Consider the following 17,766-nt stretch of genomic DNA (forward strand, 5'->3'; position numbering starts at 1 on the left):
ATCCGTCAATCATGCCCGCAGGAGGGTGATTTCCCATGTCAGCGCGGGGTTGTGGGAGTTTCGCGGCGGCGGCCGACGGGCCTGCGGGGTGTCAGTGGCGTACACCTGTGACCCGGGCGTGTCCGCCTTCGCCGCGCGACGCCGTGTCCGGCACGGCCCCGCGCACAGCGAAGTCCGTGGTGCGCCTGCCCCGTCACGGGCGCACCACGGACCGCCGTCCCCGTCAGCGAGTGCCGACCGCCGCACGGACGGCCCGGCGGGCCATCTGGCAGTCGTCGTGCAGCCGCCTGAGCAGCAGCCGCTGTTCCTCGCCGGACGGCGCAGCACCCGGGTGGGCCGTGCCCGGTGCCGCCGGGGCCGGATCGTGCATCGAACGCTGCACGGCCGTCTCGTAGGTACGGATCTCCCGGGTGAGGACGAGCATCAGGTTCACCAGGAAGGCGTCGCGTGAGGCGGGGCCCGCCGTCTGCGCGATCTGGCTGATCTGCCGCCGGGCCGCCGGCGCGTCACCGAGCACCGACCACAGCGTCGCGAGGTCGTAGCCCGGCAGGTACCAGCCCGCGTGCTCCCAGTCGACCAGCACCGGACCGGCCGGGGACAGCAGCACGTTGTTCAGCAGCGCGTCGCCGTGGCAGAACTGGCCCATGCCCTGGCGTCCCGCGCTCGCCGCGATGCCGTGCAGCAGCTTCTGCAGGTCGCCCAGGTCCCGGTCGGTGAGCAGCCCCAGCTCGTGGTAGCGCGAGATACGGGCCGCGTAGTCCACGGGGGCGTCGAAGGTGCCCGCGGGCGGCCGCCAGGCGTTGAGCCGGCAGATCGCACCCAGCGCCGCCCGGATGTCGGCGCGCGGCGGGGCCTCGACGGGGTGGCGCTGGAGGGCCGCCGGCCGTCCGGGCATCCGCTCCACCACGAGCGTGCAGTTCTCCGGGTCCGCCGCGATCAGCCGGGGCGCCCGCACAGGCGGACGGTGCCGGACGAACGAGCGGTATGCGGCTATTTCGTGCCGGATCCGCTCCGCCCAGCCGGGGGAGTGGTCCAGTAAACACTTGGCGACGGCGGTGCTGCGCCCGGTCGTCCCGACCAGGAGCACGGAGCGGCCGCTGCGGCGCAGCACCTGCACCGGAGTGAACTCCGGGCAGATCCGGTGCACCGCGGCGATCGCCGCACGCAGCTGGGTGCCCTGGGGGCCGGACAAGTCGAGTCTCCCGCTGAGCGGTTGGTTGCCGAGGCCCGCGCCGCGCCGGGTCCGGCCCGCGCCGAGCACGGGAGCGGCCGGTCGCGCGGGGGCGAGATAGGGGCCGCTGCCCGGCAGGGGGGCTTCCCCCACACGGGCGGCACCGGGCACCGGGGGGCGCGGGCGCAGCGACCGGGGCGGGGCGGACACGGAGGACGATGCTGCGTACATGGGCGATACAGATCCCTTCGTGAGCCCTACGACAACGCGCTGCCCTCCCCGGCCGCCGGGGATCATCCTGGGGAATGTCCCCCGGCGACCGGGTCGGGGTGGCGCGTTCCTACCTGACACCCGGCGGCCCGTGGCACACCATCTGGCGCACCCTGGCGAACCCTGGCGAATAGTCGCCCGGCAACTCTCTTCGGGCTACGGTCAACTCAGCCGAGAACCTGGGGGCTTGACGTGAGCGGACAACCCAACACCCGACTTTCGGACCTGTTCGGCCTGGCCGGCTGGTCCAAGGGAGAGCTCGCGAGGCTGGTCAACCGGCAGGCGGCGGCCATGGGCCATCCGCAGCTGTCGACCGACACCTCGCGGGTGCGGAGGTGGATCGACACGGGAGAGATCCCGCGCGACCCCGTTCCGCGGGTGCTGGCGGCTCTGTTCACCGAGCGTCTCGGCCGTGTCGTGACCATCGAGGACCTCGGTCTGGTCCGGCACGGGCGTGCGGGGAAACGGCAGGGCGGCGGGATCCAGGAGCATCCCGACGGTGTGCCGTGGGCGCCCGAGCGGACAGCCGCGGTCCTCACCGAATTCACGGGAATGGACCTCATGCTCAACCGACGCGGCTTGGTGGGCGCGGGCGCCGCGCTCGCCGCGGGATCCGCACTCAGCAGTGCCATGTACGACTGGCTGCACGCCGATCCGGCCCTCAGCGCCGACGCCCCTGTCCTCGACAATCCCCTGCACGCCGACCCCGCCGGGTTCGACCGCTACGAGGCCGCCCCCATCGGGTCGCAGGAGATCGAGGAACTGGAGCGCTCGGTGGAGGTGTTCCGGGCCTGGGACGCCGCCCGCGGTGGCGGGCTCCAGCGCAAGGCGGTCGTGGGCCAGCTCAACGAGGTGGGCGGCATGCTCGCCTACCGTCACCCTCCTCACCTCCAGCGGCGCCTGTGGGGCGTCGCCGCCAACCTGGCCGTCCTCGCGGGCTGGATGTCGCACGACGTCGGCCTGGAGCCCACGGCCCAGAAGTACTTCGTCATCGCCGCCCATGCCGCACGCGAGGGCGGTGACCGGCCCCGGGCCGGCGAGGCGCTCTCCCGGGCGGCCCGCCAGATGGTGCACCTGGGCCGGCCCGACGACGCCCTGGACCTGATGAAGCTCGCCCAGTCCGGCTCCGGCGACCGTGTGCTGCCGCGGACCCAGGCGATGTTCGCCACCATCGAGGCATGGGCGCAGGCGTCGATGGGCAAGGGCCAGGCGATGCGCCGCACCCTCGGCCGGGCGGAGGACCTCTTCGTCTCCGAGAAGGGCGAGGTGGAGACACCGGACTGGATGCAGACCTTCAAGGACGAGGACCTGTACGGCATGCAGGCGCTCGCCTACCGCACGCTGGCCGAGTTCGACCCGAGCGCGGCCGCGCACGCCCAGCACTACGCGGAGAAGGCGCTCGCCCTGCGGATCGACGGCCGTGAGCGGTCGAAGATCTTCGACCATCTCTCCATGGCCTCGGCCTGTTTCATCGCCGACGACCCGGAGCAGGCGGACCGCTACGCCCGGCTGGCCCTGATGTCGATGGGCTCCAACTCCTCGCGCCGCACCTGGGACCGGCTGCGCCAGATGTACCGGCTCACCGCCGAGTACGCCGAGTATCCGAAGATCAACGTCCTGCGGGAGGAGATCCGGCTGGCCCTGCCCAGGACCAAGGGCAAGGGAGGCAGCACCGCACCGGCGTGAGGCCGAGGGGCGCCTGCCCTCGGCCGGTGAACGGTCCTTCGGCGGTGTGCCGGTCCTTCGGCCGGCCGTGTGTCCTTCCGGGTGTGCCGTACGGCCTCGCGACGCTCGTGGCGCGAGGGCCTCACGGCTGTGCGACGACCTTGGCGACGAGCACGCATGCCTCGTCCTGGCGCGCTCCCTCGCCGCACTCCTCCACGACCGTGCGCAGGCAGTCCTGCGCCGTGGCGGCCGCGTGCAGACGCGGGGCCAGGCCGAGGAGGCGCCGCTCGGAGGCCGCTTCGTCGTCGCCGGGCACCAGCCCGCCGGTGTGCAGCAGCAGGACGTCGCCTGCTTCGAGTGTCACCTCGGTCTCGCCGTAGGCGGCGCCCGTCGTCGCGCCGAGCAGGACACCCTGCGGGGCGTCGAGTCTGCGCCCCGTCCCGCCGCGGTACAGCAGGGGGGCGGGGTGACCGGCCCGCGCCCACACCAGCGTCCGGGTGCCGGGCCGGTAGCGGCAGCACACGGCGCTGCCGAGGGCGGGCTGGACGGTGGCGTCCAGCAGTTGGTTCAGCCAGGACAGCAGCGGGCCGGGCCGGGTGCCGGTCACGGCCATGCCGCGCAGCGCGCCGAGCAGCATCGCCATGCCCGAGGTGGCGGCGACGCCGTGGCCGGTGAGGTCGCCGACGCTCAGCAGCGTCTCGCCGTCGGGCAGTTCCAGCGCGTCGTACCAGCCGCCGCCGATCAGCGCGGGCGAGGGGGGAGGGAGCCGGCGTGCCGCCAGGTCCAGGGCGGCCGGGCCCTGCCGGGGGAGCCGCAGGGAGCCGTGCCAGGGGGGCAGCACGGCCTCCTGCAGCTCGACCGCGAGCCGGTGCTCGGTCTGCGCACGGTGCCGGTGGCTCTGGAGGGAGTCGTGGCTCTCGCTCACGGCCCGCTGGCTGCGGCGCAGGGCGCTGACGTCCCGCAGGACGGCCCACATCGAGGCGGTGCCGCCGTCGCCGTCGAGCACGGGCTCGCCCATCATGTGGACGGTCCGGGTCTCGCCGTCCGGTCGTACGACCCGGAACTCGCCGTCGATGCGCCGGGCGTCGACGAGGCAGTCGGTGACCATCGCCGTCAGGCGCGGCCGGTCCTCGTCCAGTACCAGGGAGGGCAGTTCGTCGAGGGTCAGCGGGGCGCCGGCGGGGTCGCGGCCGAGGATCTCGTACAGCTCCCCGGACCAACTGGCCTCGTCCGTCAGGAGGTTCCACTCGGCGCTGCCGACCCGGCTCAGCAGGGACTCGCGGCGGGGCGCGGACGCCTCCGGCGCGGGCGGTGCCGGAGGGACGGCGTCGGCGGGGCCGTCGCGCAGTTGCGCCAGGTGCTCGTCGAGGTCGTCGAGGTGGTGCACGGCGAGATCGCACAGTGCGCGCTGCCAGCGGTCCTCGGGGTCCGCCCCGTCGCCCGGAACGTCCCGGCGCACCGCGTCCACGTCGCCCCTGAGCCGCCGCGTCTGCGAGATCAGGGCGTCGACGGAGCCGCGTCCCGGTGGCTGGGCGGCGGGGCGGTCCGCGGAGAGATGGGGCGGCATGACGCACTCCGGAGAAAGGGACGGACGACCAGGACTGTCGCTGGGACCGCTACGACTGTGGCACAGCCCGCGACGCGCTGTAAGGGATTTGGCAACACACGATACGGTGGTGCTTCTGGCATATGCCAGGGTCTTCACGGAGGGGTCGCGGCACGTCTTTCGCCTACCTCCCGCCTCGGGCAAGTCGTAGAAACCGTACGTGAGTTGACGCAGTCCCGGACCTCGGGCGCCTGTTTCATCCTCCTGTTCGACGGCTTTTTGTTCTGATGCTGTCGAGCGTGATGCAGGTCACATCAATTCTTTCGGGTCTCGCTGTAATGAGAAGGCCCTTCACGGGGTCGTACTGACATGCCGGAAAGACCGGCCGACCGTACGACCACAGGGGGACCCCGCATGGACTCGCAGATCCACGTCACGCTCCAGCAGCCCGCCCGCGCCCGGCTGATCACCGCCGAGGAACAGGAACTGCCGGTGCCCGCCACGCTCCGGTACCTCTCGCAGGATCCGCTCGCGGTGCACATCGACTTCCCGCCCGAGGTCTCGCTGGAGGACCAGGGCGTCACCTGGACCTTCGCGCGGGCGCTGCTGGCGGAGGGCCTGGAGGGTCCGGCCGGGAGCGGGGACGTGCATCTGTGGCCGTGCGGCCGGGCGCGTACGGTGCTGGAGTTCCACTCGCCCTACGGCCTCGCCCTGCTCCAGTTCGACACCGCCGCCCTGCACCGCTTCCTGCTGCGCACCTACGCCGTCGTCGGCGCGGGCCGGGAGGACGTCGGCGAGGCCGTCGACCGCGGGCTGAGCGCGCTGTTCGACGGCGTGTGAGCCGACCGGGTCCCGGCCCGGCCGGCGGCCGGGTCAGGCGTACAGGGCCGGGCGCGGGGCGAGTTCGACGGGCACCCGGGTGCCGCTCTCCTGGGCCCGCACCCCCGCCTCGGCGACCACGGACGCCGCGTAGCCGTCCCAGGCGCTGGGGCCGGTGACGCGGCCCTGCCGGGTGGCGTCCACCCATGCCTGCACCTCACGGTCGTAGGCGTCGGCGAACCGTACGAGATAGTCCTGCGCCACCTCCTCGCGGGCGGCGCCCGCCGAGGTGACGAGCATGCCGCGGTCCTCGCCGATGCGTGCGCTGCCCTCCTCGCACACGGCCTCGCAGCGCACCTGGTAGCCGAACCCGCAGTTGACGAACACCTCCACGTCCACCAGGGCCCCGCCGTCCGTCTCGAACAGCGCGAACTGCGGGTCCTGGAGCCCTTCGGGGGCCCGGCCGCAGGGGCGCGGGCGCAGCACGGTCACCGCGGTGAGCTCCTGGCCCAGCAGCCAGCGCGCCGCGTCGATCTCGTGCGAGACCGAGCTGTCGATCAGCATGGCGGAGTTGAAGTCCGGTGGGGAGGAGACGTTGCGGTGCACGCAGTGCAGCATCAGCGGCCGGCCCAGCCGTCCCTCGTCCAGCGTCGCCTTCAGCCGCCGGTACTCGGCGTCGTAGCGCCGCATGAACCCGATCTGGGTGAGCCGCCGGCCGAGCCGGGCCTCCGCCTCGACCACCCGCAGGGCGCCCTCGGAGCCGGGCACCATCGGCTTCTCGCACAGCACCGGCAGCCCGCGCGCGAACGCGGCCAGCAGGGCCTCCTCGTGCGCGGGACCGGGCGAGGCGATCAGCACCGCCGCGACACCGGGCGCGTCCAGCGCGGCCTCCACGTCGCCGTGCACGCCCGCCCCGGCGATCCCGGCCAGCGCCCGCTGCGCTCGGTCGGTGTCCGGGTCGGCCACCGCGGCGACCCTCGCCCCGCTCACCACCCGGTCCAGACGGCGTATGTGATCGGCTCCCATGTGTCCGGCACCCAGCACCGCCACGCCCAGCAGGTCACTCACGTACGCACTCCCTCGTCGGGCGGGCCGGCCCCCCGGGGCGAGGCGCGGGGGGGGGGGGGCGGCCCCCCGCGGGCCCCCCGGGGGGGGGGGGCGGGGGGGCGGCGTAAACCCCCACCACCACCCCCCCCCCCCCCACCCCCCCCCCCACCCCCCCCCCCCCCCCGCGCCGCCCCCCCCCCGGGGGGCCGGGGGGGGGGGGGCGGCGGCCCCCCCCCCCCCGCCCCGCCGGGGGGCGGTGCCGAGGGGATCCTCAGTAACGCAGCACGCCGGCGATGCCGCCGGCCTCGCCGAGGGTGCCGTCCGGGACGAAGCGGACCTCGGCGCCGGTCTCCAGGCACTGCTCGACGATCTCGTCGACGATGTCCTCGCGGGCGTCCAGGTCGCCGCTCGTCGCCGGGACCAGGTGGTCGCCGTCGTCGCGCACGGTGATCCGGTAGTTCTCCTCGACCGCGAGCAGACGCACGCGGGCCTCCCGCGCGTTCTGCCAGAGCTCGTCGACCCCGGCCGCGAACTCCCTGCGCCCGCGGGCCGATTCCAACTCCCCGGCGACCCGGTCGGCGCCCCGCTTGGCCTGCTCCTCGACGACCGGGTGCAGTGCCTGCCAGACCGCCTCCGCACCGGCGTGCGCCAGGCCGCCGCGCGGCACCTGGACGGCGTCCCTGGTGTGCAGGCCCATCTCGTCCAGCGCGGACAGCGCGGCCGGTTCGCCGGTGACGTAGACCGGGCGCGGGGAGGCGCGCAGGATCGCGCCGAGGGCGGTGTCCGCGTCGCGCAGGAAGCGCCGGGTGCCCTCGTCGCGGAAGGTGCTCGGGTTGTCGCCGATGCGCTCGCGGCGCTCGGGGTCGAAGTTCATCGCCTCCTGGGTGAGGGGGAAGCCGCCGGAGTGCTCCTCGGTGACCCGGTCCGCCCCGCCGTTCCACAGGGTGACGCGGTCGGCGGCGACCGACATGGCCCAGAAGGGCTGGTCGGCGGCCTGTGCGGAGACCAGGTTGCGGGTGAGGAAGGTGTCCGAGAGCACCACGCGTTCGGGCACCTCCCGGGCGAGCGACCACACCTGGTGCTCACCGGGGGCCGCGAAGATCACCAGGCCGTCCTCGGCGTGTGCGAGGTCGACCTCGGCGAGGGCCCGGTCGAGATGGGTCACCACGTCGTTGCGGCGCTCCCGGGTGACCGCGGGATCGGCCTCCAGCTGTCGCTTGGCCTCGGCCACCACGTTGCGCAGCCGGACCGGGTCCTGGGCGTTCTCGGGCTCACGGCGATGCGTCGGGGTGAGCACCGAGACCGCGGGATAGGGGCGCGGGCGCCGCAGTTCGCTGAGGATCGTGGGGGTGAGTGCGTGCTCCATGACAGCACCATAGGTCCAATCCGCTTATCGGGCATTCGGGGCAATAGGGCTTTGTCGCCATGGCTGTTCGCCGTCGGTCAGCGGTCCCGGTCGGGGCCGCAGGAACTGCCGTCGGCCGGCAGGGAGCCGTACAGGAGGAAGTCGTCGACCTTGCGGTGCACACAGCCGGAGGACCCGTAACCGGTGTGGCCCTCGCCGCGGTTGTCGAGCACCACGGCCGAGGGGCCGAGACGCTTCGCGGTCTCCACGGTCCAGCGGTACGGCGTCGCCGGGTCGCCGCGCGTGCCGACCAGCAGCATCCTGGGAGTGTCGACGTCCTTGACCTTCTCGCGGATGAAGTCGGTGCCCTTCGGGCGGCCGTGGCACATCAGCACCTGGGTGAGCCGGTAGGTGCCGAAGACCGGTGAGGCACGCTCGTACTCCGCGCGCAGCCGGGCCAGATCACGGGTGATCTGGCCAGCCGTGGGGCGGTCGGGATCGTCCGCGCAGTTGACCGCCATCAGCGCCGCCGGGAGGTTGTCCGGCGGGACCTCCTCCTCGTGCACGAGCGTGCCCCCGGTCCCCTCCCCGGTCCGGGAGCGCACCGGCAGGGTGACGCCGCCGCCGGCGAAGGACTCGAGCGCCCGGGTGTCCCCGTCCTCCAGCAGCGAGGCCAGCGCCCGCTCCAGCAACGGCCACATGTCCTCGCTGTACAGTGCCTGGCTCAGCGCGCCGACCAGGTCCTGCCCGGTGAACGGCCCGCCGAAGGCCGTGGGCACCGGATCCTCGTCGAGCGAGCCGACCAGGCTCTCGACGTCCTCGCGTGCGGTGCGCGCGTCCTGCCCGAGAGGGCAGGCGATGTCCTTCACGCACCAGTCGACGAACGACTCCAGCGCGGCCTGCTGGCCCCTGGCGCCCACGACGCCCTGCTCGGCCAGCGGCTCGGTCAGCGTGTCCACGCCGTCGAGGACGAGCCGGCCCACCTTGTCCGGGAACTGCGCCGCGTACACGGCGCCGAGCCGGGTGCCGTAGGAGAACCCGAGATAGTTGAGCTTCTTGTCGCCCAGCGCCGCCCGGATGACGTCCAGGTCCCGTGCGACGTTCACCGTGCCGATGTGCGGCAGCACCGGCCCGGAGTGCTCGGCGCACTTCTGCGCCTCCCGGCGCAACTGCCGCAGCACGGCCTGCGGATCCTTGAGCGCGTCGGCCGGCTCCTGTGCCTCGCCGGCCGGGTCCGGCGCCCCGTGGCCGGTGGCGCCGCAGCTGACGGGGGAGGACCGGCCGACCCCGCGCGGGTCGAACGAGACCACGTCGTAGCCCTCGGCCAGGTCCATGAACTGGTCGGCCGACCAGCCGAGTTGGCTGACGCCCGAGCCGCCCGGCCCGCCGAAGTTCAGCACCACCGAGCCGCGGGCGTCACCCGTGGCCCGATGGCGGGCGAGGGCCAGCTCCAGCGTCCCGGCGCCCGGGTGGGCGTAGTCGAGCGGGACGGTCACCTTCCCGCACTGGAGGTCCCCGGCGCTCCCGGCCGCCTCGGCGATCCCGCAGGCCCTCGCTGACCAGGTGATCTTCTGGTCGTAGAAGCGCGACAGGCCGGGGCCGTCCCCGTCGGCCGCCAGGGCCGGCAGGCCGGCGCCGAGCAGGGCCAGCCCCGCGGTGCCGATGAGCGCGCAGCGGCGCACCGCGGGCCACCACGCGGACAGCTTGGTCGGCATCGATCCCTCCAGCCGAGCACCGGGAAACGAGGGCCCTCGCTCACGATAAGCGGCCCCGGCGGGCGTCGCCCGCGGGCGGGCGCACGGAGAGGGAGGGGCGTACCATGCCACTTTTGCCCCGCTTTGCTTCTTCCCTGCCGCGCTTCCGGCGTCCCGCTGTCTCCTCCGCTCCTGTGGTCATGGGTTTCTCATCCCTTCACCGCCTGTTCGACCGCCATGGCGCTCGATGGGGTGAAAGTCCGATCGGGCATAACTCCGATGCCCCGGACGCGTTCTACCCGGTGCGGGCGAGTGCCCGTGTCCATGTCTGGAAGGCAGGGAACCTATGAGACGGGTTACCCGAAACGGTGTGATCGCCGTCGTCGCCGCCTCCGGCGCGATGGCCGCGACCGGCGCTGCGTACGCCGATTCCACGGCCGACGGCAGCGCGGCCGGCTCGCCGGGGCTGATCTCCGGCAACAGCGTCCAGCTCCCGGTGCACGTGCCGGTGAACGTGTGCGGGAACACCGTGAACGTCGTCGGGCTGCTGAACCCGGCCGCGGGCAACAGCTGCGCGCACCGGTCCGAGTCCGGGCCGGCGGGCTCCGGGGGACCGTCCGCAGGAACCTCCGCGGAGAGCGAGACCGAGGGCTCGCCCGGTGTGCTCTCCGGCAACGGCGTCCAGCTGCCGGTGGAACTGCCGGTCAATCTCAGCGGCAACTCCGTGAACGTGGTCGGCGTCGGCAATCCGGTCCTCGGCAACGAGTCGTCGAGCACCTCCGGCCACAAACCCGAGCAGCCGCGGCCCTCGCAGCCCCCGCGGCACCCCGAGGAGCCCGAGCACCCGGCCCCACCCGCCCCGGAGCCGGCCGCACCCCCCAGGTCCCACACGGTCCCGCCGGCCGAGGAGGCCGTCCCGCCTCCGCACTCCGTGCTCGCCCGCACCGGCACGGACGCCACCCTGCCCCTGGCCGCCGGCAGCGCGGCCCTCCTCCTCGGCGGCCTCGCGCTCCACCACACGTTCCGCCGCCGGACGACGGACTGAGAACGGGGCGTCGGTCCGGGCCGCCCCGCCCGCCCCCGGCCTCCACAGCCCCCGGCCGTCGGCGTCGCCCTCCGGGAACCCGGCGGCCCTGTTCCCCGCGGGTCCGTACACCGGGCGGCGGGGGAGCCACCGGCGTACCCTGGACATGCGGCCCTGTGTACGACGGCGTGATCCGATCATGAGCAGTCTCATCGAGGATTACGCCCTTCTCAGCGACCTGGAGACCGCCGCGATGCTCGGCAGGGACGGGTCGGTCGAATGGCTGTGCCTGCCCCGCTTCGACTCGCCCGCCTGTCTCGCGGCCCTTCTCGGCACCCCGGACAACGGCTTCTGGCGGGTCGCCCCCCGCGGCGCCGAAGGCCCCTGCAGCCGGCGCGGCTACCGTCACGACACCCTGGTGCTGGACACCGAGTGGGAGACCCCCTCGGGCCGTGTGCGTGTCACCGACTTCATGCCGCCACGCGCCCAGTTCCCGTGTCTCGTGCGGATCGTCGAGGGCCTGAGCGGCGAGGTGACCGTGCGCAGCGAACTCCGGCTGCGCTTCCACCAGGGCCGGGTCGTGCCCTGGACCCGCGACGACGCCGAGCGCTGCCAGGTCGCCGTCGCCGGACCCGACGCCGTGTGGCTCGGGGCCGACGGCCCGGTCGCCGACCGCGGCGGTGACGACACGACCGTCGCCGACTTCACCGTCCCCGCCGGACGCCGCCTCACCCTCACCCTGGCGTGGACGCCCTCGCACCGCACCACGGCACCCGGTGTGCTCTGCGTCCCCGCCGACACCGCCCTGAAGGAGACCGGCGACTTCTGGCGGCACTGGACCGCCCAGTGCCGCTACCAGGGCCCCTGGCGCGACGCCGTGGTCCGCTCCCTGATCACCCTCAAGGCCCTCATCTACGCCCCCACCGGCGGCATCGTGGCCGCGCCGACGACCTCCCTGCCCGAGCGCGTCGGCGGCACCCGCAACTGGGACCACCGCTTCTGCTGGCTGCGCGACTCCGCCTTCACCCTGTCCTGTCTGCTGCGCAGCGGCTACCGCGAGGAGGCCGGCGCCTGGCTCGGCTGGCTGGTGCGCGCCGTCGCCGGCGACCCGGTCCACCTCCAGACCGTCTACGGCGTCGCCGGACAGCGCCTGCTGCCCGAGACCGAGGCGCCCTGGCTGCCCGGCTACGAGGGCTCCGCACCGGTACGGTTCGGCACCGCCGCCATGGACCAGCGCCAGCTCGACGTGCACGGCGAGGTCCTGGACACCCTGTGCCTGTCGCTGCAAGCCGGCATCGACGTGCCCCCGCACGTGTGGAGCCTGGTCAAGTCCCTGATGGGCCACCTCCAGACACACTGGCAGGAGCCCGACCAGGGCCTGTGGCAGACCCGCGGCCCCGCCCGGCAGTTCGTCCACTCCAAGGTCATGGCCTGGGTCGCGGCCGACCGCGCCCTGCGGCTCGGCGCCCTGCTCGGCGCCGAGGTACCGGGCTCCTGGCGGGTCATGCGCGACCAGGTCCGCGCCCAGGTGTGCCGCTACGGCTGGCACAGCCGGCTGCGCTCCTTCGTCCAGTCCTACGGCAGCGACCGGCTTGACGCCTCCGCCCTGCTGCTGTCCGCGCACGGCTTCCTGCCCGCCCGCGACAGCCGGATGCGCGACACGGTCCACGCCCTGCGGGCCCTGGAGCACGGCGGGTTCCTGCGCCGCCACACACCCGACGACGGCCACGAGGCCGCCTCCGTCGCCTGCTCCCTGTGGTACGCCGACGCGCTCGCCGCGCTCGGCGAGGAGGGCCGCGCCCGCGACACCTTCGAGCGGGTGCTGTCCGTCCGCAACGACCTCGGGCTGCTCGCCGCGCAGTGGGACCCCGCAGCCGGCCGCCAGCTCGGCAACGCCCCGCAGGCGTTCAGCCACGTCGCCCTGGTCGGTACGGCGTTCACGCTGCGGGATCTGCCGCGGCCGTCGCGGTGAGCAGCACCATCCCGGTGTCGCCGTAGTCCGGCAGCGTCGGATCGGCGTCGATCCGGGTCACCGACAGATCCGCGGTCAGCGGAGCGAACACCTGGACCACCCGGCCGGGATCCACCGGACAGCCCGGCCAGCGCGAGGCCGGCCCGATGCGATAGGTGGGCATGTTCTCCATGAACGCGGCCACCAGATACCCGCCGGGCGCCACGCACCGCACGAACAGCCGGCAGAACTCGGCGAACTCGGCGTGGTCCTCGGTCGCGCCCTCCGCGACGAAGTGCATGGACGCCAGCCCGTAGCCGCCCGGATCGAGATCCCGTACGTCCGTGTGGACCACGCTCACCCCGGCGAGGGAGGCCGGCAGCGTCGCCGGCACGTCCGGGTTCAGCTCCCGGCACAGGGAGTGGAACGGCAGCCAGCTGGCGTCCGGCGCGCACAGGATCTGCCGCTCCAGATAGGCGACGTTGCTCGCCCCCGTCTCGACCGCCTCGATCCTCCGGCAGGCCCCCGAGGCCAGGATCAGCGGATACAGGTTCGGACCCGCGCCGAACTCCACCGAGCGCGCCACACCGCCGCGCGGCAGCCCCCGGTAGAAGGCCGAGTGATGGGCGATGACCGCGGCGTCCGAGGGATGCAGCTCCCGGTAGTTCTCGGCGAGGTAGTCCGCCACCGGCCAGTGGTCCCAGTCCACGTCGTCGTTGTGCGTGGTGTGCGCGGTGCCCGTGCCGTGTCCCGTGCGCGTCTCGTCGGTCGTCATCGGCCTGCCCCTCAGCTCCTCATGCGCAGTGGGAAGCGCTCGGACAGCCGGCTCATCGCGGCGTTGAGCCGTTCGATGTCGGAGTCCGAGTTCAGCGCGGTGACCTGGATGCGGAAGCCCACCCGGTCACGCGGGACGAGCGGATAGGCGGCCAGGGTGACGTAGATGCCGGCCTCCCACAGGAACGCGCCGACCGCGTCGAGGTCGTCGGCGTCGGCCAGCGGCACCTCGACGATCGGCAGCCGGGCGTGGTTGAGACTGTCGACACCGAGCGCGTCCAGATGGTCCAGCACCCGCGTGGTCTTGCGGTACAGATCGGCGCGGATCACGTCGCCCCGCCGCTCGTTGACCTCCAGCCCGGCCAGCGCCGTCGCCAGCGACGCCGTGGGGGAGGGACCCGAGTACAGATACGGCCCGGCCGCCGTCTTCAGCCGGTTCTTCAGCGCGGTCGGCAGCGCCAGGAACGCCAGCAGCGACGAGTACGCCTTCGAGAAGCCTCCGACCAGCACCATCCCCTCGTACGTCTCGCCCGTGTGCCGCACCACGCTGTTGCCGCGCGAGCCGTACGGGCACAGCTCCGTCGGGCTGCGTTCGCCGATCACGCCGAAGCCGTGCGCGTCGTCGACGTACAGCGTGGCCTCCCGGGAACGGCACACCTCCGCCAGCGCGGGCAGGTCGGGGATGTAGCCGCTCATGCTGTTCACACCGTCCAGGCACACCAGCCGGGACACGCCCGGCGGCGCGGCGGCCAGCATCCCGTCCAGCTCGTCGATCCGGTCGGCGTGGAAGCGGCGCAGGGTGGCCCCCTGCGAACGGGCCGTGACACAGCCGTCGTAGACCGTCTTGTGCGCGGTCGCCTCCACGAACACGCTGCCCTGCTCGGCGAGGACGGGGATGACCGAGGAGTGGATGAGCGTGATCGTCGGCAGCAGCAGCGTGTCCGGCGCGCCCAGCAGCTCCGACAGCCGCTCCTCGATCTGCTCGTACAGACGGGGGCTGCCCAGCAGCCGGGACCAGCTGGGGTGGGTGCCCCAGCGCCGCACCGCCGGCTCCACCGCGGCGATGATCTCCGGCTCCCAGTCGAAGCCGAGGTAGTTGCAGGAGGCGTAGTCGATCAGCCAGTGGTCGCCGCTGCGGATGTGCCGGCCGCGCACCTCGTCCAGCACCGCGTCGCTCATCGGGCTGGTGCGCCGCAGATGCTCCAGGCCGGCCCAGCGGGCCGCGGGCCGCGGGGGCATGGAGGGCGTGGTGGAGGGCGCGAGGACGATCCTCGCGCCGTTGCCGTCGCGCAGCACCCGCTCGCTCTGCTCCACCGTCATCGGCCGCGCGAACAGGAAGCCCTGGCCGAACCGGCAGCCCATGCCCGCCAGCAGATCCCGCTGCTCCTGGTCCTCGATGCCCTCGGCGATCACCTGGAGCCCGAGGGTGTCGGCGATGCGGACGATGCCCTCCACCAGCGCGACCTGCTGCGGGTCCCGGGTGATGTCGTCGATGAACGTCTTGTCGATCTTCAGGACGTCGATCGGGAAGTCCCGCAGATAGCGCAGCGAGGAGAAACCGGTGCCGAAGTCGTCGACGGCGATGTTCACCCCCAGCTCCTTCAGGGAGTTCAGCACCCCCTGGATCTGCGCGTCCCGGCGCAGCAGCACCGACTCGGTCAGCTCCAGCTGGAGCGAGCCCGGCGCCAGGCCGGGGGTGCGCAGCGCCTGCGCCACATGGTCCAGGAAGCCGTTGTCGCGGAACTGCCGGGCGGAGACGTTCACACTGACGTACGGCGGGGGGCCCTGGCCGGGCAGCCGCTGGAGCCCGGCGATGTCCTGCGCGGCGTTCTGCAGCACCCACGAGCCGAGGACCGCGATGTGTCCGGTCTCCTCCGCGACGGAGATGAACTGCTCCGGCGCGACGGGACGCAGATGCGCGGCGTGCGGCCAGCGCACCAGCGCCTCGAAGCCGACCACCTCGCCCGCGGTGATGTCCACGACCGGCTGGTAGCGCAGGGCGAACTCCCGCCCGGCGATCGCCTGCGCGAGCCGGCTCTGCAGGTCGTGCCGCTCGACCATACGGGTGTGCAGCATCGGCTGGAAACGCCGCCACTGGCGCTTGCCGGCCGTCTTCGCCGCGTACAGCGCGAGATCGGCGTGACCGAGCAGTTCCTCCGCGCCGGTGCTGTCGCGTGCGGTGGCCACACCGACGCTGGCGGACACGGTCACCGTCTCGTCGGCGAGGTCGAAGGGCCGGCTGAGCGTCTGGACCACCTGCGCGGCCAGCAGCTCGGCGTCCACCGGCCGGCGGGCGTCCTCCATCAGCACCGCGAACTCGTCGCCGCCGAGGCGGGCCGCGGTGTCGCTGCGCCGCAGCGTCCGGCTCAGCCGGCCGGCCACGGCGACCAGCAGATGGTCGCCGGCGGAGTGCCCCATGGTGTCGTTGACCAGCTTGAAGTCGTCCAGGTCGATGAAGAGCAGACAGGTCAGCGACGACTCGCGGCGGCCGCGCAGCAGGGCGCGCTCGATGCGCTCCATCAGCAGGGTCCGGTTGGGCAGGCCGGTGAGCGAGTCGTGGAACGCGCGCTGGGTCAGCTCGTGCTCCAGACGGCGCTGCTCGGTGACGTCCCGCAGCGTGATCACCAGTCCGCCCACGGTGCTCTCGTCGCGGAAGTCGCTGCACCGCACCTCCACCTCGACACGGTCCTCCCCGCGCTGCACCCACCAGTGGTCGTGGCCGTTGCGCGGCCCGTTCTCCCGCACGGCCGTCAGTTCCCGGGCGGCGCGCTTGCGGTCGCGGGGGTCCAGCAGGTCGGGCAGCAGCCGGCCGATGAGCTCGGCCGTACCGAACACGGACCGTGCCGAGGGGCTGGCGTACCGGATCCGGTCGTCGTCCTCCACGATGAGGATCACGTCGGAGGCGTTGCGCACCAGGGTGCGGAAATACGCCTCGCTCTCCTGGCGGACCACCTCCTGGCGCAGCATGACCCGTTCCAGGGCGAGGGCCGCGTGCGAGGCGAGGATCTCCAGTGACCGCCGGGTCTCGGTGAGCTCCCGGGCCGGGCCCGCCACCACCAGCACCCCGCGCGGCTCCTCGGGGTCCGGCTCGCGCGGATTCAGCGGGCACACCAGCGCGGTCTCCATCCCGCCCAGTTCGGTGGCGAGCTGCGGGCCGAGCAGATCGGGCCGCAGCAGACGCGGGGCGCCCAGTCCCAGTTCGGCGGCGCGTCGGGCGGGCAGCAGCAGGGTGCGGTGCTCCACGGCGGGGCCCAGCAGGGTGTCCACCGCGCCCTCGCAGGACCGGGCCACCTCCTCCCGCCGTACCGCCGACACCAGGGACGCCGCCGCGCTGCGCAGGGCGTGCTCGCGGGCCACGGCCTTGCGGTGGGCCACCACCATGACCGCGAGCCGCAGGATGACCAGCAGGAAGAGCACACCGGAGAAGGCGGCGATGATCGCCGCGTGCCGGGGGGTGCCCGTCAGGCCCTCGATCAGCAGGATGCCCGGGGCGATCAGGGTGACCATGGCGAGCAGCACGAGCCGGCGCGGCAGCGGCAGCAGCGTCTCCCGGCGCGGCACCGGCGCCGTCAGTTCGACCATGGACGGATGCAGCGCCGCCAGTCCCCAGGCGGTGTAGAAGACGATCCACCCGGCGTCCAGCGCCGTGCCCGTCTGCCACGACGAGTTCAGCTGCACGATGCCGTAGGCGATGTCGAAGCACAGCAGCGTGGCCGTGCCGAGGACCAGCAGCTGCACCGAGCGGTTGGGCCCGGTCAGCGGGCCGCGGATCAGCAGATGGGCCAGCAGCGCGAGGACGAGCACGTCCCCCAGGGGGTAGGCGATGCTGATGGCCTTCTGCTGCCAGGTCAGGCCCTCCAGCTCCGACTGCGGCTGGACCAGATACAGCCACACCGGCAGCGCCAGACCCGCGGTGATGATCAGCGCGTCGAGCAGGCTCGGCAGATCGTGCCCGGACGAGCGGTAGCGCACGAGGCCGGACAGCCCGATCGCGAACAGCGGATAGGTGATCAGGTAGCAGGCGTCCGCGGGGGAGGGGAACGGGTTGGAGGCGCCGAAGTACTGCTCCACGGTGTTGTAGTACGTGTCGCCGGTGATGAAGATCAGCAGTGCGGCGGCGAGCACCCACCACGGCCACGCGTGGGCGGGCCGGTGGACCAGTGTTCCCGTGGCGACGGCGGCCGCTCCGGCCAGCCCGATCGTCGCGTACACCATGACGAAGGCCGACGGCACGGTCAGATAGACGGTCGTCAGGATCGCGACCAGTGCGATATAGGCGGCCATGAGCCGCTGGGGCGGCAGCAAAGGCGGTCGCCTCCTCACCGGGGAGGTCGTCGCCGGGCCGTCTGCCTGGTCCGGGCGGATTTCGATCGTAGGCATCGACACTCCGCGCCTGCATCTCGTGAGGGCCGGATCCCGGCGGCGTCCGCCGGGGCCTCGCTCCTCGAAGGCCGTCGCCG

General features: G+C 73.4%; 11 protein-coding genes. 4 read left to right on the forward strand and 7 right to left on the reverse strand.

The genetic code is table 11. From position 1 onward, the window contains the following. Positions 1–223: 223 nt before the first annotated feature. Positions 224–1,402, reverse strand: a complete 1,179-nt coding sequence (locus ACIQGV_RS07900) for an aminoglycoside phosphotransferase family protein (protein ID WP_402492037.1) — start codon at positions 1,400–1,402, stop codon at positions 224–226. Between the two features lie 231 nt (positions 1,403–1,633). Between ACIQGV_RS07900 and ACIQGV_RS07905 the strand changes: the two genes are divergently transcribed. Beyond that, positions 1,634–3,127 (forward strand): hypothetical protein, encoded by a 1,494-nt coding sequence (locus tag ACIQGV_RS07905; RefSeq protein ID WP_402492039.1) that lies wholly within the window; start codon positions 1,634–1,636, stop codon positions 3,125–3,127. 121 nt (positions 3,128–3,248) lie between these two features. On the opposite strand, the gene ACIQGV_RS07910 is transcribed toward ACIQGV_RS07905, so the two are convergent. Then, the gene (locus tag ACIQGV_RS07910) at positions 3,249–4,673 is read right to left on the reverse strand and encodes a PP2C family protein-serine/threonine phosphatase (protein WP_402492041.1); all 1,425 of its coding nucleotides are present in this window, start codon (positions 4,671–4,673) and stop codon (positions 3,249–3,251) included. 393 nt (positions 4,674–5,066) lie between these two features. On the opposite strand from ACIQGV_RS07910, the gene ACIQGV_RS07915 reads away from it, so the two are divergent. After that, on the forward strand, positions 5,067–5,492 hold the full coding sequence (locus ACIQGV_RS07915; RefSeq protein WP_402492044.1) for an SsgA family sporulation/cell division regulator: 426 nt from the start codon (positions 5,067–5,069) through the stop codon (positions 5,490–5,492). Between the two features lie 33 nt (positions 5,493–5,525). Here ACIQGV_RS07915 and ACIQGV_RS07920 read toward each other — a convergent pair whose 3' ends face one another. The 3 genes from ACIQGV_RS07920 to ACIQGV_RS07930 form a co-directional block, all read right to left on the reverse strand. After that, entirely contained in the window at positions 5,526–6,539 is a 1,014-nt protein-coding gene (locus tag ACIQGV_RS07920) for a Gfo/Idh/MocA family protein (protein WP_402492046.1), read from the reverse strand. A 250-nt stretch (positions 6,540–6,789) separates the two neighbouring features. Beyond that, the gene (locus tag ACIQGV_RS07925) at positions 6,790–7,884 is read right to left on the reverse strand and encodes a chemotaxis protein (RefSeq protein ID WP_402492049.1); all 1,095 of its coding nucleotides are present in this window, start codon (positions 7,882–7,884) and stop codon (positions 6,790–6,792) included. A 77-nt stretch (positions 7,885–7,961) separates the two neighbouring features. Next, on the reverse strand, positions 7,962–9,578 hold the full coding sequence (locus ACIQGV_RS07930) for an alpha/beta hydrolase (protein ID WP_402492051.1): 1,617 nt from the start codon (positions 9,576–9,578) through the stop codon (positions 7,962–7,964). Between the two features lie 325 nt (positions 9,579–9,903). Between ACIQGV_RS07930 and ACIQGV_RS07935 the strand changes: the two genes are divergently transcribed. Together ACIQGV_RS07935 and ACIQGV_RS07940 are read left to right on the forward strand one after the other, a co-directional pair. Continuing rightward, positions 9,904–10,602 carry a chaplin gene (locus tag ACIQGV_RS07935; RefSeq protein ID WP_402492053.1) on the forward strand — a complete coding sequence of 233 codons (699 nt, stop codon included), beginning with the start codon at positions 9,904–9,906 and terminating at the stop codon, positions 10,600–10,602. A 178-nt stretch (positions 10,603–10,780) separates the two neighbouring features. Continuing rightward, positions 10,781–12,553, forward strand: coding sequence for a glycoside hydrolase family 15 protein (locus tag ACIQGV_RS07940; RefSeq protein WP_402492055.1), 1,773 nt, complete (start codon positions 10,781–10,783; stop codon positions 12,551–12,553). On the opposite strand, the gene ACIQGV_RS07945 is transcribed toward ACIQGV_RS07940, so the two are convergent. Beyond that, complete coding sequence (locus ACIQGV_RS07945) at positions 12,519–13,307, reverse strand: class I SAM-dependent methyltransferase (RefSeq protein ID WP_402492058.1); 789 nt, start codon at positions 13,305–13,307, stop codon at positions 12,519–12,521. The genes ACIQGV_RS07940 and ACIQGV_RS07945 overlap by 35 nt on opposite strands. 11 nt (positions 13,308–13,318) lie before the next feature. Next, positions 13,319–17,590, reverse strand: a complete 4,272-nt coding sequence (locus ACIQGV_RS07950; protein WP_402492415.1) for an aminotransferase class I/II-fold pyridoxal phosphate-dependent enzyme — start codon at positions 17,588–17,590, stop codon at positions 13,319–13,321. Positions 17,591–17,766 lie beyond the last annotated feature (176 nt).

The organism is Streptomyces sp. NPDC093094 (assembly GCF_044754345.1).
Lineage (GTDB): Bacteria > Actinomycetota > Actinomycetes > Streptomycetales > Streptomycetaceae > Streptomyces.